This window comes from Myxococcales bacterium, assembly GCA_016703425.1.
In the GTDB taxonomy this organism is placed as follows: domain Bacteria; phylum Myxococcota_A; class Polyangia; order Polyangiales; family Polyangiaceae; genus JADJCA01.
Map to the genome: position 1 here is coordinate 109,654 of JADJCA010000012.1, position 20,989 is coordinate 130,642.

19 protein-coding genes are annotated in these 20,989 nt (G+C 68.5%); 6 read left to right on the forward strand and 13 right to left on the reverse strand.

Annotated features, from left to right (window positions below):
- Window positions 1-118: 118 nt before the first annotated feature.
- From IPG50_23390 to IPG50_23405, 4 genes are read right to left on the reverse strand one after another with little or no spacing between them, the layout of a single operon-like run.
- Window positions 119-1,699, reverse strand: coding sequence for a lipopolysaccharide biosynthesis protein (locus IPG50_23390; protein MBK6695128.1), 1,581 nt, complete (start codon window positions 1,697-1,699; stop codon window positions 119-121).
- Window positions 1,696-2,874 (reverse strand): hypothetical protein, encoded by a 1,179-nt coding sequence (locus IPG50_23395; GenBank protein ID MBK6695129.1) that lies wholly within the window; start codon window positions 2,872-2,874, stop codon window positions 1,696-1,698. The genes IPG50_23390 and IPG50_23395 overlap by 4 nt, the downstream gene beginning before the upstream one ends.
- A 36-nt stretch (window positions 2,875-2,910) precedes the next feature.
- Complete coding sequence (locus IPG50_23400) at window positions 2,911-4,491, reverse strand: hypothetical protein (GenBank protein MBK6695130.1); 1,581 nt, start codon at window positions 4,489-4,491, stop codon at window positions 2,911-2,913.
- A complete protein-coding gene (locus IPG50_23405; GenBank protein ID MBK6695131.1) occupies window positions 4,422-5,612 on the reverse strand; it encodes a hypothetical protein in 1,191 nt (396 codons plus the stop codon). Before IPG50_23405 ends, IPG50_23400 begins: the two co-directional genes overlap by 70 nt.
- Window positions 5,613-5,700: 88 nt before the next feature.
- Between IPG50_23405 and bioD the strand changes: the two genes are divergently transcribed.
- The gene (bioD, locus tag IPG50_23410; GenBank protein MBK6695132.1) at window positions 5,701-6,405 is read left to right on the forward strand and encodes a dethiobiotin synthase; all 705 of its coding nucleotides are present in this window, start codon (window positions 5,701-5,703) and stop codon (window positions 6,403-6,405) included.
- On the opposite strand, the gene IPG50_23415 is transcribed toward bioD, so the two are convergent.
- The 6 genes from IPG50_23415 to IPG50_23440 form a co-directional block, all read right to left on the reverse strand.
- Complete coding sequence (locus tag IPG50_23415; protein MBK6695133.1) at window positions 6,398-6,934, reverse strand: hypothetical protein; 537 nt, start codon at window positions 6,932-6,934, stop codon at window positions 6,398-6,400. The genes bioD and IPG50_23415 overlap by 8 nt on opposite strands.
- Window positions 6,931-10,722, reverse strand: coding sequence for a hypothetical protein (locus tag IPG50_23420; protein MBK6695134.1), 3,792 nt, complete (start codon window positions 10,720-10,722; stop codon window positions 6,931-6,933). The genes IPG50_23415 and IPG50_23420 overlap by 4 nt, the downstream gene beginning before the upstream one ends.
- 79 nt (window positions 10,723-10,801) lie before the next feature.
- Window positions 10,802-11,449 carry a hypothetical protein gene (locus IPG50_23425; protein ID MBK6695135.1) on the reverse strand — a complete coding sequence of 216 codons (648 nt, stop codon included), beginning with the start codon at window positions 11,447-11,449 and terminating at the stop codon, window positions 10,802-10,804.
- Between the two features lie 53 nt (window positions 11,450-11,502).
- The gene (locus IPG50_23430; GenBank protein ID MBK6695136.1) at window positions 11,503-12,804 is read right to left on the reverse strand and encodes a prepilin-type N-terminal cleavage/methylation domain-containing protein; all 1,302 of its coding nucleotides are present in this window, start codon (window positions 12,802-12,804) and stop codon (window positions 11,503-11,505) included.
- Entirely contained in the window at window positions 12,801-13,451 is a 651-nt protein-coding gene (locus IPG50_23435; GenBank protein ID MBK6695137.1) for a hypothetical protein, read from the reverse strand. Before IPG50_23435 ends, IPG50_23430 begins: the two co-directional genes overlap by 4 nt.
- Window positions 13,448-14,446 carry a type II secretion system protein gene (locus IPG50_23440; protein ID MBK6695138.1) on the reverse strand — a complete coding sequence of 333 codons (999 nt, stop codon included), beginning with the start codon at window positions 14,444-14,446 and terminating at the stop codon, window positions 13,448-13,450. Before IPG50_23440 ends, IPG50_23435 begins: the two co-directional genes overlap by 4 nt.
- Here IPG50_23440 and IPG50_23445 point away from each other — a divergent pair.
- On the forward strand, window positions 14,439-15,542 hold the full coding sequence (locus IPG50_23445) for a hypothetical protein (protein MBK6695139.1): 1,104 nt from the start codon (window positions 14,439-14,441) through the stop codon (window positions 15,540-15,542). The two genes, IPG50_23440 and IPG50_23445, sit on opposite strands and share 8 nt — an antisense overlap.
- A 95-nt stretch (window positions 15,543-15,637) precedes the next feature.
- Window positions 15,638-16,369 carry a hypothetical protein gene (locus IPG50_23450; protein ID MBK6695140.1) on the forward strand — a complete coding sequence of 244 codons (732 nt, stop codon included), beginning with the start codon at window positions 15,638-15,640 and terminating at the stop codon, window positions 16,367-16,369.
- Between the two features lie 61 nt (window positions 16,370-16,430).
- Here IPG50_23450 and IPG50_23455 read toward each other — a convergent pair whose 3' ends face one another.
- On the reverse strand, window positions 16,431-17,459 hold the full coding sequence (locus tag IPG50_23455; GenBank protein MBK6695141.1) for a hypothetical protein: 1,029 nt from the start codon (window positions 17,457-17,459) through the stop codon (window positions 16,431-16,433).
- Between the two features lie 295 nt (window positions 17,460-17,754).
- Between IPG50_23455 and IPG50_23460 the strand changes: the two genes are divergently transcribed.
- The 3 genes from IPG50_23460 to IPG50_23470 all read left to right on the forward strand — a co-directional run bounded on the left by IPG50_23460 (window position 17,755) and on the right by IPG50_23470 (window position 19,467).
- Window positions 17,755-18,117: a TraR/DksA C4-type zinc finger protein gene (locus tag IPG50_23460; GenBank protein ID MBK6695142.1), complete on the forward strand. Its 363-nt coding sequence runs from the start codon at window positions 17,755-17,757 to the stop codon at window positions 18,115-18,117.
- 74 nt (window positions 18,118-18,191) lie between these two features.
- Window positions 18,192-18,824 carry a tRNA (pseudouridine(54)-N(1))-methyltransferase TrmY gene (locus tag IPG50_23465; protein MBK6695143.1) on the forward strand — a complete coding sequence of 211 codons (633 nt, stop codon included), beginning with the start codon at window positions 18,192-18,194 and terminating at the stop codon, window positions 18,822-18,824.
- Between the two features lie 25 nt (window positions 18,825-18,849).
- Window positions 18,850-19,467 (forward strand): hypothetical protein, encoded by a 618-nt coding sequence (locus IPG50_23470; protein MBK6695144.1) that lies wholly within the window; start codon window positions 18,850-18,852, stop codon window positions 19,465-19,467.
- 11 nt (window positions 19,468-19,478) lie between these two features.
- On the opposite strand, the gene IPG50_23475 is transcribed toward IPG50_23470, so the two are convergent.
- Together IPG50_23475 and IPG50_23480 are read right to left on the reverse strand one after the other, a co-directional pair.
- Window positions 19,479-19,985, reverse strand: coding sequence for an SET domain-containing protein-lysine N-methyltransferase (locus IPG50_23475; protein ID MBK6695145.1), 507 nt, complete (start codon window positions 19,983-19,985; stop codon window positions 19,479-19,481).
- A 77-nt stretch (window positions 19,986-20,062) separates the two neighbouring features.
- Complete coding sequence (locus tag IPG50_23480) at window positions 20,063-20,959, reverse strand: bile acid:sodium symporter family protein (protein MBK6695146.1); 897 nt, start codon at window positions 20,957-20,959, stop codon at window positions 20,063-20,065.
- Window positions 20,960-20,989: the final 30 nt, after the last annotated feature.

The window sequence follows — 20,989 nt, forward strand, 5'->3', positions numbered from 1 at the left end:
GCCAGAGCGGCGGGGTCGATCCCCGCGGCCTTCGCCAGCCCAGCAAGTGTCACCCTGTGCCAGCGTCGTGCGGCCGCGCCTGAACAGGCCGTCGGCCCAGGTCTGGCGGGTAAGCCTGTCAGCGCGGTTTGCGAACGAGCCGGACCACGCTCCGACCGTCGTCCGAGGTGAGCTCGCGCGTTAGCCAAAGGACGGCGCCGTACGCCAGGACCGCCGTCGTCGCGCCGAGCGCGGCTACCACGAGTGAAGGCAGCTTCGGGAGGCTCGCCATGGCGAGGCCCGACGCCGCAGCGGTCGCGATCGCCAGCGCGACACGCAGCAGCGTCAAGAGCGGCGCGAACGCGCCGGCCGCTCGCTTGACGGCGACGCCCGCGAGGACCACGGCAATGGCCAAACCAAGAGAGGTCGCGAGCGCCGTTCGCCGCAACTGCTCTTCACCAAAGGTGGCGCCCGAGACGAACGCCCAGCAGGTCGCGGCTACCACCGACAGGGCGGCGCCGCTCAAGATGGCGCTCGTGCGCTCGCGTCCCAAGCTCACGAGGACGGTGGAAGCCACGCCGAAGAGCGCGAAGGCGCCTTGTCCAAGGGCCAGGATGCGCAACGTGTCGGCGCCGCGGTCGGCGACCTCTTGGCCGTACGCGAAACGTAGCAACGTGCCGGGATTGGCCGCCACGATGGCGACGATGGCCCCCGCGAGCAACGTCGCGATGCGAAGGCCGCGCTCGACCGTCTCGGCGACGAGCTTGTCGTTTCCCTGTGCGTGAGCGCGCGCGACCATCGGGAACAGCACCTGCGCGACGCTCAATACGAGCTGATACGGCAAGAACGCGAAGAGCTGGCACGCTCGATACACGCCCACCCATTCGTCGGCGCGCTTGGCTGCGACGCCTGCGTCGCTGTTGGCCAGAAGCGCCGCCTCCGACAAGAAACGTCCGGCCAGCGTGATGTCGATCTGCATGAGCGCGTTGACCAAGAGCTGCGCGATGGCCACCTGCGAGAGCGCCGCGAGGTAAGTGCCCGCGGAGAGCTTCGTTGGATGGGCCTCCGCATCGGCTCGTCCCGCGCTCGCACGGTCCCGCTGCTGCGCCCACCTCGCGGCCAGGGGCACGACGAGGAGCGCCGCGCTCGCGAAGCCGACGGAGGCTCCGACGGCGCCGCCGAGGTCCCGGCGCACGAAGAGCCAGCCGAGGCCCACGAGGCCGATCGTGCGGAGCGTTGCGAAAATGACGTCGAGGGCTGCCTGCCGGTCGAAACGGGCGCGCCCGTTGAGGGCGCCCACGAGCGGCGCGTAGATGCCGTATGCGAGGATGACGAGGGCCATCACGCGCAGCGGCGACGCGATGTGCGCCGCCTTCTGAAAGGCGGCGATGGGCTCGGCCAGGAGAAAAAACGCCGCCGCGAGCGCGAAGGCCAAGGGAACGTGCACGCGAAGGCAAGCGCGCAGCTCTCCTTCGAAGTGCTCGCGCACCGGCGCCACGCGCCGGCTGACGCCTTGAATGGAGCCCTGCACGACGACGTTGTTCAAGATGTTGGCGTGCGCCAACACGCGCGAGAGAGCGCCGTACTCGGAAAGCCCGAGGGCGTGCTTGAGCAGCGCCTGCTGAATGAAGCCGATGACGATGAAGAAGACCTTGGCGCCGAGCACCAGGACGCCGCCGCGGCCCGCGTTACGCGCTTCTCCTTCGGCGCCCTGGCTCAAGGCATCGCCCTCAGCGCCACGGGCTTCTGCGCCACGTAGATGGGGCTTTCGCGCGGCGCGAGCTCGCAGCGGCCCGTTTTGTTCCAGACGTGGATCGGATAGCCACTGGCGCTGCGCCTGCGATCGCCAACGAGCAGCTTGTCGCCCACGAAGGCGATGGCCCAGAAGTGATAGTCGAGGGATGGGCCGAAGAGCACGCCGCCCTGGGTGGCCGTTCGCAGCGGTGCTCCCGTTTCCGGATCGAAGGTGACGACGCTCGTCGCGTTCGTCTTCGACCGGTCCGCGATGATGGCGGCGCCGCATCCATCGGCGATCGCCACCGCTGAGGCGCTTCCGCCGAGCGTCGCCTCCGTGATGAGCAGGCGTGCGTCTTCCGGATGGTGCGGATCCACCCGCTCTATGCCCGCGTCCCTTTCGTCGTCGGCGTCAAAGTTCCCCGCGTCGGTGACGAAGAGTGCCCCTCCGTGAAACACGACGGCGTTGAAGGGGTTTCTTCCCGCGAGCGGCGTCGTGCGCTCGAGCGTTCGCGTGGCGACGTCGAAGATGGCGAGCGCGCCAGGCCTCACCGCCCGGAAGGGCGTCGCGTTCTTGTCGTCTAGGAGGCCCAGCGTGACGATGGCCTTGCTCACACCGTCCACGTCGACGATCGCGATGCCGCTCGCGTTCGGGTTCCCGTCACCGTCGAGGTCGGGGAGCGGCAGCGTCTGTCGAACGCCGCCCCCTTCGAGGAGCGCGAGCGTGGCCGACGCGAAGCGCGGCACCCAGAGCGAGCCGTCGGGGGCGGCGCCGACGCCTTGCGGGTTGGAGCTGCCGGAGAGACCGTCTTGCTTGGTGCTGAAGCGACAGAGGGGCTCGCCGCATCGCGGCGAAAGCTCGAAGATGGCATCGAGGTCGCGCGCCACGTAGAAACTTCGGCCCCGCGAGACCGAGAGCTGCGGGTCGGCGCCAAGATCAACGCCGAAGAAGCCCGTCGTCGCCGAGCCTGCTGCCGCGGAGATGGCCGACACCCCCCCCGAGGATTGATCGCTCATCACGACGAGCGCGTCGGTGGCGCCGCAGGCGCTCGCGCTCCGGCACCGATTCTCGTCGCCGCTGGGGCTACCCTCGCAGGAAAGAACCAGCGCGGCCGCGGTGGGCGGCAAGAGCCGCCGAGCGAGCGTCGCTAGGCGCAACATGTCGTGTTCTTAGCCGCGGGCCGACGAAGGCTCAAGCTATGTCTCGCCGAGCTCCGCCCAGCGCACGCGCGTCGTCGCGGCGACGAAATAGCCGTCGCCCTCGTTTCGAATGAGCTCGTTCAAGCCGAGTTGCCGAAGGCGTGCCATGGCGACGTAGAGGCGGTTTTGTGCCGCCGCCGGCATGATCTTCTCTCCGGGCCACCCGGCGGCGATGAGCTCCGCCGCTAGGACCGGCTTTCCCGGCTCGGTGACGGCGTGTTTGGCGAGGAGCAAGAGGAGGCGGCCCGCGACGGGCCGTCCTCGAATCGTGGTCTTCTCGCCGCTGGGCAGTCGGAACCAATGACCATCGGGCGCCACGACGAGCTCCGAGGGACCGGCCGCCGCGGGACCGAGGCGACCGAGGGTCGCGTCGAGCTGACGCTTCGCGAGGCGCTCCGCAAAGCGCACCTCGTCGGAGCGGAAGACGCCACCGGCCGGATCGGCGATGCGGAGAACGAGACGTTGGACATCGTCGAGCATCGCTCGCGCTGCCTGCGCGTCGCCTCGAGCGTGGAGGTGTCCGGCTCGCGCGAGCTCCAAGACGGCGCCAAAGAGAGCAACAGCCTCCTGGTCGCCGGGACGGCCGCGCGCGCTCGTGAGTTCGCGCGCCTCGGCGAGGCGGCGCGTCGCCTCGAGCGTTTCGCCAAGGCGATCGAGCGCCACGGCCCAGGCTGCCTTCACGATGCCGAGCGAGCGGCCGTCTTCCGCACGGAGCAACAGCGGCTCCGCCTCGCGGTACCGCGCGTCGGCGGCGGCGGACTCGCCGGTGTCGAGCGCGATGTGGCCCAAGACGCCCGTGATCATGCCCTCCGTCCACGCGTCACCAACGCCGCGAGCGAGGGCGCGCGCCGCAGCCGCGTGCTCCGTTGCGGTGGCGTGCTCGCCTTCCTCGAGGGCCACGATGGCGAGCAAGTGCCGCGTCCAGGCGAGCGTGCGCCGGTCGCCAGCCTCTTCAAGGTCGTGCAGGGCGCGGGCGGCGACGTTCCGTGCCGTGGCGAGCGAGCCGGCGTCGAGGTGGCGCGCGGCGATGGCCGCGAGAACGAAGCCCTGTTCGCGGAGGTCGCCGGCCGCGCGAAAGGCTTCGAGGGCCTCGCCAAAGGCGGCGATGGCCTCGGCGTTCTCGCCCTGCTCGGAGAGCACCATCCCCCGATCCTTCGCCAGCATGCCCACCAGCGAGTCGCACGGTTCGGTGGAGGCGGAGCGATGCCGCGTGAGATGCGCAGCGGCCGCCGCGAAGAGTGGTTCGGCAGCGGCGTCGCCCATGAGTCCAAGCACGAGGCCCGCCTTCGAGGCCGCGCGAGCCGCGAGGTCAAAGTGCCCGAGCGTCTGCGCCTCGGCGTGCACGGCTCGGAGCGCATGACCGGCCTCGACGCGCCGCCCGCGAAAAATGTCCGTGAGCCCTAGCGAAAAGCGAGCGCGAAGGCGAAGTCTGTCGTGCGAGTCCGCGTTGCCGAGCTCCTTGAGGCTCGCCTCGACGAGCTTCGTGTGCTCTTCGAGGGGCCCTCGCGCTAGAAAGATCGACTCGAGAGCGAGCGCTGCGCGCAGCCGGTCCGCCGCGGACGCGGCTCCTTGCGCCACGGCACGAACGTTGGCGGCTTCCGCTGACAACCACCTGCGCGCGGCGAGGTCCCCGCTCTTGGCCACGCGCTCCGCTTGCGCCTCCGCGGCGTCCACGAAATACGCGGCGTGGCGCGCCGTCGCCTCGCGCAGAGCGGCGCCGTCGTGGCGCACGCTCGCGTAGCTCGAACCGATTCGTAGAGCGCAAACCGGGCCGCGACCGAACTTGTCGCGGTGACGACGAGTTGCACCATGGACGTGTCGAGCAAGGCTTCGACGCGGGCCAACGCCGAGAGCTCGCCGCCGGCGCCCAGGACCGCGTCGGCGGCGGCAAGCGTGAAGCCCTCGCGAAACGTCACGAGCGCCGTCAGGTCGTGCTGCTCCGTCTCGGTGAGCAGATCCCACGACCACGCGAGGGCCGCCTCGAGCGACCTGTGACGGGGGAGCGTTTCTTCGCGGGAGACAAGGAGCTCGAAGCGCTGCTCAAGGAGCTCCCGGGTCCGCCTCGCGCCAAGGATCCCGACCCGCGCCGCCGCCAACAGGAGCGCGAGCGGCAGACCGTCGAGGGCCTGCACGATGGCGACGACGTCGGAGACGTTCTCCTCGTCGAGGGCGAAGCCGCTCCGTCGACGAGCGTGCTCGACGAAGAGCGCTACGGCGGGCCGTGCCTGCGCGTCGGCCAGCGACGCTCCCGTCGGCGCCGTGGCGAGCGGCGCGAGCGCGAGCTCGCGCGCGAGAGGGAGCCGCCGCTGCGACGTGACGACGAACGTCACGTCGTCGCCCGTCGCAGAGGCCCATCGCTCGAGCACAGGCAAGAGCGCGGAGCCCTCGAGGGAGACGCCATCGAGCACAAGGGCGAAGGGAGCCCGCGCCGCGAGCGCCGAAAGGACGCGGGCCTCACGGCGAGCTTCGTCTTCGACGAGCAGCGGCACGTCGAGGGCGATGGCCACGTGCTCCAAGAGCGCGAGCGACGCGTCCTCGATGACGCAGAGGGCATGGCTTGTGCCGATGAGTCCCGCTCGAACCAGGACGCTCTTGCCCACGCCGGCGGGGCCCGACACTGAGACGGTGCGGACGCGCTCTTCGATGGCGCGTCGAAAGAGCGCGAGTTCGCCGTCACGGCCGACGAGGGGAGCGGTCACGACGGAAGCTTATCAACGGCGACGAGCGGTCCTTCGAGAATCCGTGCCGGCACTTGTGGCCGACGCCTCGCGTTGGTAGCGGAGACCGGTGGAGCCACGCAGCGATTCGTCCCGCGCGCGAACCGTCGTCGTGATGGGCACCGGCACCGACGTCGGGAAGACGTACATAAGCTGCTTGCTGCTGGCAGCGGCGCGGCGGCGCGGGCTCCGCGCCGTCGGGTGGAAGCCGGTCGCCACGGGGGTAGCGCGCGGCGAGATCAATGAAGATGCGCGGCGTCACGCGCGCGCTTGCGGACGCGGACCCACGCCGACGCCGTATTGCTTTGAGCCGCCCGTGTCTCCGCACCTCGCCGCGGCGCGCGCCGGCGTGCTCATCGAGGGGGCGGCCATCGCGCAGCGGGCCGGCGAACTGGCGCGCGGCGAGGACCTTCTGGTGGTGGAAGGTGCGGGCGGTCTCTTCACGCCGCTCGCGCCCGGCCTTTGCAACGCGGATCTCGTGCGCTCGCTCGAGCCGAGCGTTTGGCTGCTCGTCGGCTCGGACCGTCTCGGTGTCTTGCACGACGTCGTGAGCGCGACGCGCGCGGCCGCCGCCATGGGGTTGCCCCCGCCTATCGTGGTGCTGTTCGCGCCAAGCGCGGCCGTCGCCGACGCGTCAACGGGGCGGAACGCGGACGAGCTCCTCGGGCTCGGCATCGTTGACGTAGCGCTCACATGTCCGAGCCTCGCCGATGGCGACGCGACGGACGCAGTTGCCGAGGCGCTCCTCGCGCGCTGCCTCGCGGCCCCTACCTAAGCTTCGTCTTGTCGAGCGGCTCGCCGTTGGGCTTGAGACCGACAGCCCGCCAGCGCGCCTCTTCGTCGGGCAGGGCCACCTGCGGCGGCGGCGTGACGTCGCGAAGCTGCATGCTCGTCCCCGTGCCCGTGGTGCCCTTCGCCACGGTGATCTTGAGGGGCCTCGTCTCGCCGATGGCGTTGACCTTCTCGAAGACCTGGTCGTTGCCGACTTGCTTGACGGAACCGTTGCGCACGCGCGCCTCGACGTACTTCGTGACGAGGTTCGGATCGACGGGGCCCGACACGAACACGAGGTCGTCGAAGCGCCGATCCACGTGCATCAGCTTGGGAATCGTGAGCCCGAAGACCTTCTCGGTCCCCTCCACTAGCTCACCGGGAGCGAGGTGATCGGCGGGCTTCTTGGCTAGCGGCGGTCCCGCGTCGACCGCCACGGCCACGGGCGGAGGCACCTCCTTGCGGGCGCAGCCTCCGAGGGCGGCGATGGCCAGCGCCAGCGCCGGGCCGCGATGCCGGTAGAGCCGCGTCACTCGACGACCGCGGCCCACGAGTCGACGGAGGTCGGCGTGCGCGGCTTCGGCAACGAGACCTCGAGCTTGAGAGGACGACCGTTGGCGTCTTGGCCGCCGACTTGCGCGAGCAACGACGGGCTGCCCGAGTTGACGTTCGAGACGGCGTAGTGCGAGGCCCCGGGCACGTACGGGTCTTGCGTCGACACGGACGTGTCGGCGCATGTCGGCGTCACGTTGATGGAGACACCGGGGATGATCTTCCCCGTGAAGCCAGGGTCGATGTAGTCAGGAACGGGGCTTGCGGCGGCGGGGTTGAGGCGCTTGAGGCCGCCCTTGGAGAGGTCCGACAGATCCTCGGGCGTGATGAAGTCGCGGCCCCACACCTTGGGAATGCCGCCGGTGCAGATGGAGGTCTGCTCCGCCGCGGCGAACGTCGCGAAGTAGAGGATGCCGTCGTAAACGGCCATGGGCCCCGACACGCGCTCGCCGTTGACGTACGAGAGGTACCAGTTGGGAAACGATCGGAGCTTCGGCGAGCCGTCCGTCGAGAGCTTCTCGGAGAGCGAGTAGAGGTAGTTGTTTCCCGTGGCCGTGTAGACGTCCTGGTCGCCGGTCGCCACGTGCACCACGAGCTGTCCGAAACGGTCGAGCGAGACGACCGGCGGCACCACGATCGGCTGGCCCTTGTTCCAGGCCGTCGGGGACGAGTCGACCTTGCCGTTCACCGTGTCGAAGAAGAGCTCACCCTTCCACTGCGCCGGGTCCTTGGAGGTGAAGTCGAAGCGCCAGACCGTGCCGTCGGCGTCGCCGATGAAGACCTTCTGGGCGACGGCGCCCACTTGGGGCGGGTAGACGACGGGCAGGCCCGTCATGGGCGAATCGAGCGGCGTGTCGGTGACCCGTGACTGGTCCGTAAGGACCTTCGGCGCGTCGGCGGCGCGCATGAAGGTGCGGAGGATCTCGCCGGTGTCGAGGCGAACCACGGACAGCGAGCGACCCACCACGTGTTGGCCCGGCGCCGCCCAGCAGCGCACCTGAGCGCGCGGCGCGTAGCCCACGTCGAGCTGCGGCCCGCCGTCTTTGGAGCGGTCCGTGTTCGCACGATCGCAGGCCGCCACGCCAAAGGGGCCCGTCTCGATGCCGCCGGGAAGGATGGCGACGCCAATCTCGCGGGCGCCTTGGCCGCCGCCGAGATCGGCAAAGACCGTCGTGATGGCGGGCGTCCCGGAGCGCGCGCCGAAGATGTGCTTCGTGACGCCGCTGAGGGGGTCGGGCGGCATGTCGGTTAGCTGCCAGCGGAACTTCGGTCCGAGGCCCGGAGGCTCTGCGTCGGGGCGCCGCGGGTCGGTGATGTCGACACCGAAGTAGCCTCGCCCGGCGCCGCCGAAGCCGGCGACGAGCGTGGTGTGCCACTTGGTCTCGTCGGTCAGCTCCGACGACTTGCGGTCCCAGACGGTGTCCTTCACGACCGGCGTGCCGTCGAGCATCAACGTGTGGCCGCTCGGATAGACGCCGATGAGCTTCGGGAGCACCGCCGGCGGCAAGAGCGCCCAAAGCTCGTTTCGCTCCAGCGCTGAGACGCTCGTGTCGAAGGCGTGGAGCAGGCCGTCGTTGGTGGCCGCGTAGAGCACCGTCGGACGATCTTTGTAGATTGCACGGAACTTCTGGTACGTCTCGTCGCGAATGAGCGCGTTGGGCGGCCCAACGACCATCGGTGTCGCGTGGAAGATGTCGCCAAAGGCGTTCTTCTCGCGCGAGCGGAACGCCGCGTAGCCGCTGGGCATCGTTACGCTGCTGGCCGAGCCCATGGCGAAATCGAGCGCGACCTTCTTGCAGTCGTCGGTCGAGAGAAACTGGTTGTTGAGCAGGTTGGGGCAGTCGCTCGTCTGAATTTTGAGCGCCTTGTCGGACAGCGCCGCGATGGCGTCGGCGGCCACAGAGGGGCCCGTCATGGTCGCCGAGTAGAGCGGCAGGCCGTCGGCGGTCACGGAGATGTACGGCCGGATGGTGCCGCTCGGGTCCTTGCTTCCGTCGATCTTGGCGGCCGGTTCCACGACCACGAAGCGACGCTCGGCATTCTTTCCGCCGCTGCCGTTGTTGAGATTCTCGGCGAAATCGTCGCCCTTGGTGAGGTCGAGGGTAGGCGTCTGAAGTTGGAAGTTCGAACCGCAAACGTAGCGCGTGCGTTGCACGGTCCCGCGCCACGCCTCGCCCGGCGACGGCTTGAAGGCGGAGAGGAAGATCGACGCGTTCGTGATGGGATTCGCAGGATCGTTCGAGACCTCGGCCACCTGGGGCGAGTAGGCCGGGACCGTGCGGGTCGTCATGCGGCGTCCGATGCGGCCGATGATGTCGGCGAGGGCGGCGCTCAGGTCTTGCTGCGTCTTGACGAAGTAGGCCTTCTCGGTGCCGCCGGAGATGGCGATCTTCTCGAGCGTGCAGCACGCGCCGTAGAGCGCCTTCTTGGTGGGATCGCTGCAGACGTTGTTGAAGGCCACCGGGTCGCGGGCAAGGTCTTCGCACTCGATCGGGGTGTCGTCCTCGATCTTGCTCACGGCGAAGCCGATGACATAGGTCGTGACCTTGTTGCCGCTCAAGGTGCCGTCGGTTCCCTTGAGCATCTGGTCGGCGATCTCTTCCGGCAACTTGAACGGGCACTTGCCGTCGGGCGCGGCGGGGCCTTCCGGCAGGCACTGAGGCCGCGCGTCGAGGTTAGGCGCGCCGTCGGACACGAGGATGACGAAGTTCTCGCGACAGCCGCCTTGCACGTAGACGTCGGTCTTCTGCGGGCCAACGGGATCGCCCCAGTAGTAATACTTCACGTCGTCCAAGAGGCCGGCGATGGGCGTGGCGCCGTAGGGTCGCATCGCGTTGATGGCGAGCTGGATGCGGTCGTTGTGCAGCCGAATGTCGTCGATGGTGGCGTTGGAGCTCGCGGGCACGCCGATGAGGCGCCCTTCCCACGGCGGCGCGGCGGGGTTTCTGGCTCCGACCTCGAAGAGCTGCGGCGTCGCGCAGTTGACGGGCCGACCGAAGGCCGAGCTCGCGCCGCTCGCGAGGTTCCAGTCGGCAAAATAGCTCCACATCCCGTTGAACGGGTTACCGGCGGTGATCGTTGGCGGGCTGCCCGGCGAGACCCCCGTCGGCGGCGTCACGTCGGAGTCGAACGTCATGAGGCCGAAGCGGACGAGATCTTTTGCGCCGTCGAGGGCGCCGTTGTTGAGCTGCGTGAACTGACACGACGCGGCCGTCACGCCGGTCGGAACGCCGGCGGAAACACCGAGGACGCGCGCGCCGAGCGCGCCATCGAAGTCCAACACGGAGCCTCCGAGCGCCTTGGGCGAGAGCTTGCCGACGCCCTGCGGCGCCGTCACGCCCGGCAAGCCGAGCGGCGTCACGACACACGCTTCGTTGGTCGCCGTGAGCGCCGCGGGACGCGAGTAGGGGAGGTAGTAGCCCACGTCGTAGGGCGCCGAGCCGTTGATCGTGTACTCGTCTTCGAAGGCGCTGCCGGTCGTGCGCGGCATGCTGACGCACGAGTAGTGCGGCGCGATGCCGCCCGTCAGCGATTGGACGGCCTGACCCCAGCGGTTCGGCGAAGACGCGGTGCCGAGCGCTTCGCACTTGGCCGCCGAGCCGTCGATCATCTTCTCCATAGAGCCGGAGTTGTCGAGCAGCAGCATGACGTTGGGCAGCGGCGGCGCGACGTCGATCTGTTGAGCCGAGACTCCCCGAGGGGCCGCGACGCCCAAGAGCGTGAGGAGCGCGCCGCCGAGGACGGTGTACGCGCGACAGCGCCTTCCCACGCGGTTCAACGCGCGCGCCGGGGCTCCTGGGGACGCAGAGTGTGGATGCCTTGGCTGACTCGTCATGTTCGTCTCCGATTCAGCGACAACGACGGATGGGGCCCGCGGTGATGCGCGAGCGCGCCACCTCGAGGCCAACGTTCGAGTAATAAGCGGCGCCGGGCGGGCCGGCGTCACCGCCGGGGGGCGCCTGCGGTTGAGCGATGCCGTAGGCGCCAACGGTGAGCGACGTGAAGCACATCCCAAGGTCGAGGCCGTAGCCCTCCGGCGGCTGGGCCTGGAAGGGGTCCGTGACCTCGATGAAGAAGTCACCGTTCAAAGGAAAGGGACCAAAGGGATTCGCAGAGAACGCCGCTTGGCTCGACGCGAGGAATTGCTTCGCGATCTCGCCCGAGCCCATGCGCCGACACGCCTTCGAGGTCACGGCGATGTTCGGATCGCTGAGGTTCACGTTGGGCAGCGAGATGCAGTTCGTGTCGCGGCGGCTCGTGTTGAGCATGAGCCCGAGGTGCAGATCCGCCGTCTCCGCGTTGATGGTCTCGGCGGCCGCGATGACGCCGTATTCGGAGAGGTAGTGGGCCTGCGCAGCCTGGCGGTTGTAGCCGCTGGCGCGGATCTCGAGGGACGCCGACCGGAGCGCATAGATGCCCATGGCGGCCAACACCGCGAGCGTCATCGCGACGATGAAGATGATCGCGCCTTGTTCGCGGCGCCCGCGACGGCGCACAGACCCTCGGTGCGTAGGCGTCGACAAAACGGTTGAAGACGGGGTGGGCCGCATCAATAGAAGAGCCTCGCCTGGTTGGGGAGAGCGACCTCGGTGGTCACGGTGCGAACGCGCGCCCACTGGCGGCTCCCGCTGGTGCAGCCGGTTTCTTCCAAGCAATAGCGAATGGTGTAGTTGTTCTTCTCGAGCCGCTGATCGGTGGTGCGATCGGGTACAGCCCCCCGCGTCGCGAGGCGGATCCGCACGGCACGAATGCGCTGCGGTGAGCGGCCGGCGCCGTTGCCGTCGGCGATCGTCGCGTTCTCGTCCACGCCAAACGCGTAGGACTTGAAGTCGGCCACGGGCGTGCCGCCCGTGTAGTCGCCGATGTCGACCGTGAACGCGAACTTGAGGTCGACGGCGTATTCGGCAACGACCTCGCCCGGGAGCAGCGCCTTGCCGTCGCTGTCGACGTACGAGCGAATGAGGTTGTACTTCTTGGATACACCGCCATCGCCGGCGGCTGGATCGGTTGCGATGGCGTTGTAGGTCGTGTCGGTGCTCTTGAGCGGCCGAATCTCCCAACGAATCGTCTGCACCGGGTTCACCGTGATGCGGCCGTCAACGAAGCCGTAAGCCGTGTCCAGGTAGGGGAACGAGTCCTGGAGGTCGACCCACGCACCAGTCCCGGCGCTCCAGCCCGCGGTCTGCGTTCCGCAGCCGTAGACGAACTGCTGGCGGCCCAAGTCGTCGGCGATACGCACCAGGAAGGCCTGACCGGCGACCGGCTGAAACATCTCCTTGAGCGTCGCGTCGGGGTTGGTGGAGGCGAGGACGCGGTACGTCGCCGCCGAGTCCAGCGAGAGAAAGAGCCGGGGGCCGGCGCAGCCGCCCACGCCGAGACGTGACACGACGTATTGCTCCGACGACGTGAAGTTGCCCGACAGATCGATCGAATCTGGCTCGAAGGCGTTGGCGCCGGCGCTGGAGAGCGGCGTTTCGGCTTTCGACCCTTTCGGGTGGTAGTTCACGCCCGCGAGCGCCAGGAGCCCTGCCGGCGCACCGGCCGGGACCTTGTCGGCGCTCTTCGGGTCGAGCGGCGCTCGCGTGTCGCGGAGAACGTTGCCCGTGGCCATGTAGCCCGCGCGCTGGACGTCGCTCTTCAGGCGATCGAGCGCCGTGCGCACCGACATCTCGGCGGTCGCCGTGCGCATCTCCTCGTGGAACGAGAAGGTCGCTTCTTTGGAGAGGGCCACCACCGCCATCGCCACGAGCAAGCCCGCGACCATCGCCACGAGGAGCTCGACAAGCGTGAAGCCTCGTGCGCGCCGAGCGGACGCAGACCCAGACAAGCGGGAGCGAGTCGACCGGTTCATTGGAGCGCGTTCCTTCGGAGCGCCGTGACGGCGTAGACGAAGTGGTACTTGCTTGTTTGCGTCTCGAGGTCGGCCGGCGGCGCCTGACCGCAGAAGTGCTCGTCGGGTGCTGCCCCGACGCCCCGCGGCCAATACACGCGCACGTCAGCGCGCATCATCTGATCGGTGATGAGCCACGTGAGGCGGACGTTGGTGCAGAAGAGCGCGTAGCGGTTCTTGTCGTCGGCGAGATCGCCGGTGGCCACGTCCGCCCCGAGCGCGTCAAGACCCGGACTCCAAAATGGCGCCGCGGCGAGCCGCTGATCAGGCTGGTACCAGAGGCCGTCGTTCAGCGTCACGCGCTGAAGGAGCGTCGCGTTCGTAAAATTGGAGTTCGGGTTTCGCGCCGCCGGCGTCGTCCACAACATCGAGTCGGCGCGCAGGCGCTCGACCCATTGGCGCGCGATGGCGTTGGCCATGTCCATGCGTCGCGCGTCGATGTTCCCCTGGATCGTCGCGCGCTGCATGCTGATGACGCCGGCGCCGCCGATGAGCACGATCGACAGCGACACGAGCACCTCGGTGGCCGTGTAGCCGCGTCGCCTGGTCTTCGCGACCACGGGATTGCGCGCAGGGCTGCTCGAGGCGGAAGGCTTCTTGCTGCTCATGGCGCACCGGAAACGACGCGGGCCGCGCCGGTGGGCGGGATGAGCACGTTGCGCACGATGCCGACATTGCCGGTGTCGTCGGCGTTGCGCCGCTTCATCTCGACGCGAATCGCGCTCTGCATGACCGCCTCGCCGTCGAAGACGCGGTCCTTCGAGTAATACGTCCGACCGAACGACGTAAAACAGAGGTTCGCCTCATCGACGGCCTTGCCGTCGGGGCCGTAGATGGTCGCCGTGATGTTGTTCGACTTCTCGTACGTGCCGAGGTCGGCTTGCCCGACCTCCTTCAGCGACGCCACGTCGGCCCACGAGGTTGGGGCGCGGCAGCTCGTCAGCGGCAGGTTCTGGCCTCCGTCCACGTCGGAGCGGATCTCGTAGGTCTTGAAGTGGCCCGGCTTGCCCTTGGTGTCGAACGACACGATGACCGCGCCTCCGCGGCCTACGGCCCTCGCGCGCGCTTCGCGGATCAAGTCTTGGATGTTCGCCGCGTCTTCGTACACGCGTCGGTCGAGGCCGGCGGCGCTCATCGTGGGCACCGCCATGAAGGCCAAGATGCCGATGAGGATCACGACGACCATGAGCTCGATGAGGGTGAACCCGCGCGCGCGCGCCCGCGATCGCAACGACGCCAACGACCAGGCTCGTCGCCGTTTGGCGGCCGGCGCGGCGCTCCGCGGGATCTCGTTGTTCTCGGGTGCCATGGTGGGTCGGTAGGCTCCTCGGACGCGGTCAAGTTCGCAGCAAAGCCGGAGCGAGAAAACCAAAGGGCCACCGCAGCAAGCGCCGTACCTCTTTTCAACGGAACCGACTTTGCCGCGAATTGCCCTGCCCCGCGCTCCCCCGACCTCGCCTCCCAAGCAACCATTTGCGGGCGCTGTGAAAAACGTGCGGACCGTTTCCGTGCGTTGGGTAGGCGGTTGCCGCCCCCGTCGGTCCAGGTGTGATATCCGGACGTTGGCCCCTCGGGGCTCGCCATAGAGGAGTCCCATGCGCATCGCTCCGAATCTCGCCCTCGTCGTCGTGGCCGGTCTTTTCGCATCGTGCACCAAGAAGGAAGAGCCCGCGCGAGGCGGTGACGTTCCGCCGCCACCGCCGTCGGCGCTCGTCGCCAAGGCCGGCGCCTGCCAGAGCCCCGGCGCCGTCGACGACGCGGTGAGCGCCGGCTTCTTCCCGAAGTCGATCGCGTCGCCCAACTTCTGTGTCGACACGGCGCCCGGCAGCACCAAGGCCTACGGTGCACAAGCCAAGCTCACGATGGATGCAGTCTGCACGACCGCGTTCGACGGCGAGTGCGAGGTCTACAAGCGCTACGGCCTCAAGCGCGTCGTCACGCTGCGTTACGTTGATGGCAGCGGCAAGGGAGGCGTCGTCGAGGTCGTCCTCTCGCAATTCGACAGCGAGGCCGGCGCCTACGGCATGTTCACCAAGCGCGTCGTCGCCGACGCCGATCCGGCGTCGCCGGAAGCTCAGAAGGCCGTGCCGACGGTCGGAGCCGCCGCCATCGGCGGTGGGCGCGCGTCGTCGTGGCGCGGCGCGCACCTCGTGGAGCTCGTCTACATGAACGAGCAAGAGGCGCCGGCGGCGATGGTCAAGTCGAGCGAGGCGATCTTGCCGCCGCTGCTCAAGGCCATCAACGAGAAGCTCCCCGGTAGCCCTGAGAAGCCGGCGCCGGCGAAGAACCTCCCGGAAGCGAACCTCTTGCCGCTGGGCGTGAGCTTCGCGCCAAAGGAGGCCTTCGGCGTCAAGGGACCGTCGGCCACGGGCTTCTACAAGGACGGCGAGAAGCGGTACCGCTTCGTGGCCATCGCGCCGGCCGACGAAGCCGCCGCGAAGGAGGGCATGAAGGCGCTCCGCGGCAAGGGCGGCGCGCTGCCCGTCGCCGACGTCGGTGACGAGGCGCTCCACGTCGTCATCCAAGAGGGGAAGGGCTCACCGAAGATCGAGTGGCTCTTCGGACGCAAGGGCGCGCGCATTCTCGGCGTCGGCGACGAAGAGTTCGCCATCAACGCGGGCGAGCCCCTCGACGCGCAGAAGACCGTGCGCCTCGTGAAGGACGAAAAGGTCGCGCGCCTCAAGGCGCAGCTCAAATAGCGGTCGCCGAGCGTCCGCGTCGGCTCCTGCCGTGACGCGGCGCGCGCGTGCGACGCGAAGTCTTTGCGGGAACGCTTCCTGCTCGATGGATCCGCATGGCCGCACGTTTCCGCCGAGTGACAGGTGTCGCCGTCGCGAGCACCGCCAGCGTGCTCCTCGCGGCGTGCAGCCCCAGCATCGGCCATGAGGCCGATAGTGAAGGTGAAATCGCGTCGGCCCCGTTGCCGACGCCGCCCAAAGCGCGGGCCGGTTCGGCGCCCGCCGCTGGCGCCTTCGGCGTCCCGTCGCCGGGCCTCGCGTCGCTCGGTAGCGACGGCGGGATCGTTTACCCCACCACCCCCAGCTCCGCGCTGCCGCCGCCCGGTGTGCCTGGCGGTCCGGCGTATCCGAGCTATCCGCCCAACTATCCCGGCGCGCCCGGGAGCCCGGGCGCTCCCGGCAGCCAACCCGTGAGCAACGACCCGCTCGCAGCGGCACGCGACTATTGTGTACAGCGCATCAATCAGTACCGGGCCACGTTGGGTCTCGCGGCGCTCATGCGCGCGCCCACGGCGGAAGCCTGCGTTGACCAGCAAGCCGCTAGCGACGGCCAGTCGAAGACCGCGCACGGCGCCTTCGGCCAGTGCAACGAAGGCGCGCAGAACGAGTGTCCCGGCTGGCCCGGCGCGCTCTCGCAAGCGCTCCCTGGTTGTCTCGACGCGATGTGGCGCGAGGGTCCCGGCGGCGGCCACTACGACACGATGTCCTCGCCGTCGTACCGCTACGTGGCGTGCGGCTTCGCCGTCGCCGCCGACGGCTCCTGGTGGGCGATCCAGGACTTTCGATAAGCCGCGTCGACGTCGACGCGGAGGGCGCGTCGCTCCTTCGCGAGGCCTTGCGTCGCGCGCGCTACGACGGCGACGCCTTCTCGGCGCGACGCGATGCGGCCTTTCGTTTCGCGCCCGCCGGCGGCGCGCCGGCACGAGCCTCTCGTTCGAAACATGCGCCATCGATGCCGCGGTCCTTGCGAACGAGCGCGGTGCTGAGGACGAATCGCGCCGTCACCGGATCGTGGTAGCCGCTGGCGTCGGGCACCCCCTCCGCGAGGCCCTGGTAGTGGCGCACGATGCGTCCCATCAAGAGATCGCGAGCCCACTTGCCCACGAGCGAAGCGAGCGACACGGAGAGGTGACTCTCGTCGGCGTCACGCTCGAAGGCCATGGTTCCAAGCCCGGGAAACCGATACTCGCTGCGCGCGCGACCTTCCTCGAGGGCCACGTGGAGGCGGCCGGCGAGCGGCCCAAAAGCGTCGCCGTAGCGATCGTAGCCGCCGACCTTGCCGCAGACCGCCGTGACGTCGCGGCCCAGCTCTTCGCGAAGCGACAGGACGAGCCGTTCCATCGCGTGGAGGTCAACGGCGAAACGCGAGGTGCCGGCTCGCGCCGCGTCATTGAGGCGCCGCGTGCAAAGGATCTCTGTGCGCACCTTGCGCACGTTGAGGCCGCGACGTTCAAGGCGAGCGAGGTCCTTCTTTGCCCGCGCCACGGCGGCGTCGTCGGCCGCGAAGGCTTCCGCGTGGGTGTTCCAACATTGCGTCTCGTGCTGGGGAGGGCAGGGGGCACGAAGGTCGCGGTCGCTCCGGAGCGAAATCCCGCGCAAGAGCGCCTCGGGACTGGTGACGGAGAGACCGGCGCGCTCCGCGATGGCGCGAGCCCACGCCTCACCGAGCCATGACTCGCCGTAGCTCACGAGCTCCTTCGAGTCGGCGAGCCGGCCCCGAAGGCTGCTCGGCGGCTTCGAGAGCGCCGCCTTGGCGGAGCCGGCGACAGCGGGGTCGGCTTCGATGGCCACCGCCGTGACGATGAGCGGGCCCAGGCGTGGTCCGAGGCCGTTTTCGTCCACACCGATGACCAAGGTCATGAGGCGACGATACCCCATCGCCGCGACCTCCCGCCCGAGAGAGCCGGCGCACCTTGCACCGGCGCATGCAAGCCGCGTCAGCCACGCCTGCGCGCACACCCCCGTTGACGGATCGAGTTCGGATGCATACCGTCTTTGGCCCTCATCGAGGCGTGCCTCGCGAGGGTGCCGTCGCCGCATCCGCGGAAACCGGTCTCATTCTCAATGCTTCTGCCTCTAAGGAGTCCGTGGAAATGAGATCCACTTCAGGTACCATCGCCCTTTCGCGGTCCGCCGCGAGAGCCCTCAGCCCCGAAAAGCCCGGAGCGATCCCGTGAACAAACTGCAGATGAAGAAGTTCAAGACGCTGCTCACCGAGAAGCGTGACGAGATCGTCAAGAAGGCGAAGCAGACGCTCGAAGAGGACATGACCCTCGATTCGAACGACTTGCCCGACGAAATGGACCTCGCCTCCAGCGAATACCTCCAGTCCTTCACGTTCCGGCTCCGAGGCCGCGAAAAGACGTTCCTCGACAAGATCTCGAAGGCCCTCCAGAAGATCGAGGAGGGCACCTTCGGCACCTGCGAAGAGTGCGGAGAAGAGATCTCGGTCAAGCGCCTCGAAGCGCGGCCCGAGGCAACGCTCTGCATCCGTTGCAAAGAAGACCAAGAGCACCGCGAAAAAGAGTACGGCTGAGATTCGGCTGAGCCTGACCGCGCTCGGTCCCCCCGCGCTCGCTCACGCACCGTCCACGTTGAGCCTCGCGGGTCGTGCATCGCTTCATCATCCTCGGTCGCACGGCCGTCGCTTCGAGCGCCTTCGGCCTCGACGACGTGCCCGGCACGAGCGGTCGCCTTGACGTCCTCGCGCGCTGCATTCGCGCGGCGATGCTGACGTCCCACGGCGTGCGACGTGACGTGATGCTCTACCTCGTGCTCGGTGGCGGCGGGCCCGTTGGGCCTCGCACCGTGCGCATCGACGGTCGGTCCGCCAAGTACCTACGCCCCGACGAGCGAAGCGCGGTGGTGCGGTTGCGGAAGTCGCTCGACTGGCCCGTGGTCGACGGCACCTTCGCCACCTCCGAGTACCTCGGCGTCGCGGTTGCCAACGGCGGCCTCGAGTGCGTGCTCGAGGATCTCGCGGCCTCTTCGCCGCGCCTCTACGTGCTCGAGCAAGGCGCACAAGACATTCGCGCCGAGCGGCTCGACGCCTCGTGCGAGCGCGCGTTCTTCATCGGCGACCACCTCGGCGTCGACGACGCTTCACGCGAGCGCCTGGCCTCGTGTGGCGCAACGCCCCTCAGTGTGGGGCCGGAGAGCCTTCACGCCGAGGACGTGGTTGCGCTCGTCCACAACGAGCGCGATCGCGTCAACATCGACGGTGAAGTGCGGGCCCCTGATTGATAGCCTGCACGCATGGGTGACGCGCATGGGTGATTGGGGAAGCGTTACGTACGTGCACACGTGTCGTCGTGATCACCTCGAAGAGACGGTCGCGAGGTTGGTCGAGCGCGAGGGGTATGGACGCGTGAAAGACAAAGACGACGCGCCGTCGCTCCGTGCCGTCATCCTCGGCGCGCGCGGCGGGTGGACCGCCGTGAAGTTCAGCGACTCCGAGTTCATGGTCCGACGCCGAGCGGGGCAGGACCGCCCGCGCATCTCGGAGCTCGCCGTGGTGCTGGCGCGCCATGCTTTCCAAGTCTCCGTCTTCGACGGCGACAGCATGACGCTTGTCGAGGCCTCGAAGACGGGACGCGTTTGCGTCTCCGGTGGCGAGGCGGCAACAGCCAGTCGTCGCTACCACGCGGAGACCATCAAGAAGAAGCACCACTTCGACCCGGGCTTTCACCTCTTGCCAGTCCGCGAAGATCTCGAGAACGTCGCAGGCGACTGGATGGAGGTCGCAGCGCTCTTGGTCCCTGGCGTCGAGGCCGACCTCGTCGCGACCGATTCGCTCTTTGCCAAGGCCCGGGCGCCGGAGCTGCCGTCGGCCCGTTGGCTCTCCTTCGCGAAGAGGAAGAAGAACAAGCGCTCCGCCTCACGCTGAGGGCCACACCGTCAGCGGGCGGCGCGGCGCGCCTTTTTCGCCGACTTCTTCTTCTTCTTCAGCGGCGCCAAGATGGTCCCGCGGCACGCGGCCGTCCCGCAACGGCACGGGTAGATGCGCCGCGCTTCCGCCTCCGTCGTTCCCTGGCGAGCGTATCGGTAGTCGTATGTCAGCTCGGTGCCGGGCTGAATCGTGCGGAGCGCGTGGATGTAGATGCGCTTGTCCGTGGCGACGGCTTCGCAGTTTGGGTCGCAGGAGTGGTTGATGAAGGCCGCCTCGTTGCCACCGACAGCACCATCGATGTTGACGTTGCTCTCCAGCGCGAAGAGGAACGTGTGGTGCCGGTCTGAGGCGTCGTCGTCGTAGCGGCGTTCGGCCTCGTCGTCACTGATGCGCTCGCCGGTGTATTCGACGATGCACGTGCCCTCACGGATGAGCCGCGTCGCGAAGGCGCCGCGACCCTGGATGCGAGATTTTCGGAGACGGAAACAGGGGTTTCGAAGTTGAGCAGTTTTCACGCGACACCCCGTTTACCGTGGCCGGCCAACGGAAGGGAAGTCGCTTCTTCGTGGGAGGCTGCGTCTCCGGTGCGGACTCAGGCCTCCGCGACCACGGCCTCCGGCTCGGCAGCCACGCGGCGCTTCTGCACCACGTAGCCGAAGGCCGCCGCCGTGAAGAACATGATCAGGCTGTAGATGGCCGCGGGAATGGCCATCTTGGAGTTTCCGAGGAGCAGCGGGCTCGACGCGATGGCGATGGCGAGCGTGCCGTTGTGGATGCCGATCTCCATGGCGATGGCGATCGACTGGCGCCCCGAGAGGCGGACGGCGCGGGGCACGAAGAACCCAACGGCCATGCTGGCGAGGTTGAAGACCAACGCGGCAAGGCCGACCTGCCGGAAGAAGTCGCCGAGGTTGGCCCGCTCCTTCGCGATGGTGAGGGTGATGATGAGGAAGAGAAAGAGCGCCGAGAGGGTGCGCACGGGGCGGTCGAGGCGCTTCGCGAAGTCGCTGCGCCACGCGCGAACGGCCATGCCGATGGTGACGGGCACGAGGACGATGGCGAAGACCTGGATGACCTTGTCGAACTGCAGCGGGAGGACCTTGCCCTCCCCCATGAACTGCTGGAGCGCGAAATTGACGATAAACGGGAGCGTGAAGAGGCTCAGGACCGAGTTGACCGCCGTAAGCGTGATGTTTAGCGCGACGTCGCCCTTGGCGAGGTGACTGAAGAGGTTGGCCGTAGCGCCGCCGGGCGACGCCGAGAGGAGCATGAGGCCCACGGCGAGCTCCGGCGGCAGCGCGAAGGCGCGGGCGATGCCGAAACAGACGACGGGGAGGATCACCATCTGGCAGACCAAGCCCACGAGCACCGCGCGTGGCACCTGCGCGACGCGCTTGAAGTCCGCCAACGTCAGGCTGAGGCCGAGCCCCAGCATGATGATGCCGAGCGCCAAGGGGAGGAAGACGGCGGTGAGGACGTTTGCTTGCACAGGATTCTCCTCGGGGCGGCCAGGGCGCCC

Coding starts and splice junctions, on each gene's coding strand:
- IPG50_23430 (MBK6695136.1), bottom strand. CDS start 12,804: ATGAACCGGTCGACTCGCTCCCGCTTGTCTGGGTCTGCGTCCGCTCGG.
- IPG50_23435 (MBK6695137.1), bottom strand. CDS start 13,451: ATGAGCAGCAAGAAGCCTTCCGCCTCGAGCAGCCCTGCGCGCAATCCC.
- IPG50_23450 (MBK6695140.1), top strand. CDS start 15,638: ATGGCCGCACGTTTCCGCCGAGTGACAGGTGTCGCCGTCGCGAGCACC.
- IPG50_23395 (MBK6695129.1), bottom strand. CDS start 2,874: ATGTTGCGCCTAGCGACGCTCGCTCGGCGGCTCTTGCCGCCCACCGCG.
- IPG50_23470 (MBK6695144.1), top strand. CDS start 18,850: ATGGGTGATTGGGGAAGCGTTACGTACGTGCACACGTGTCGTCGTGAT.
- IPG50_23440 (MBK6695138.1), bottom strand. CDS start 14,446: ATGCGCATGGGACTCCTCTATGGCGAGCCCCGAGGGGCCAACGTCCGG.
- IPG50_23445 (MBK6695139.1), top strand. CDS start 14,439: ATGCGCATCGCTCCGAATCTCGCCCTCGTCGTCGTGGCCGGTCTTTTC.
- IPG50_23455 (MBK6695141.1), bottom strand. CDS start 17,459: ATGGGGTATCGTCGCCTCATGACCTTGGTCATCGGTGTGGACGAAAAC.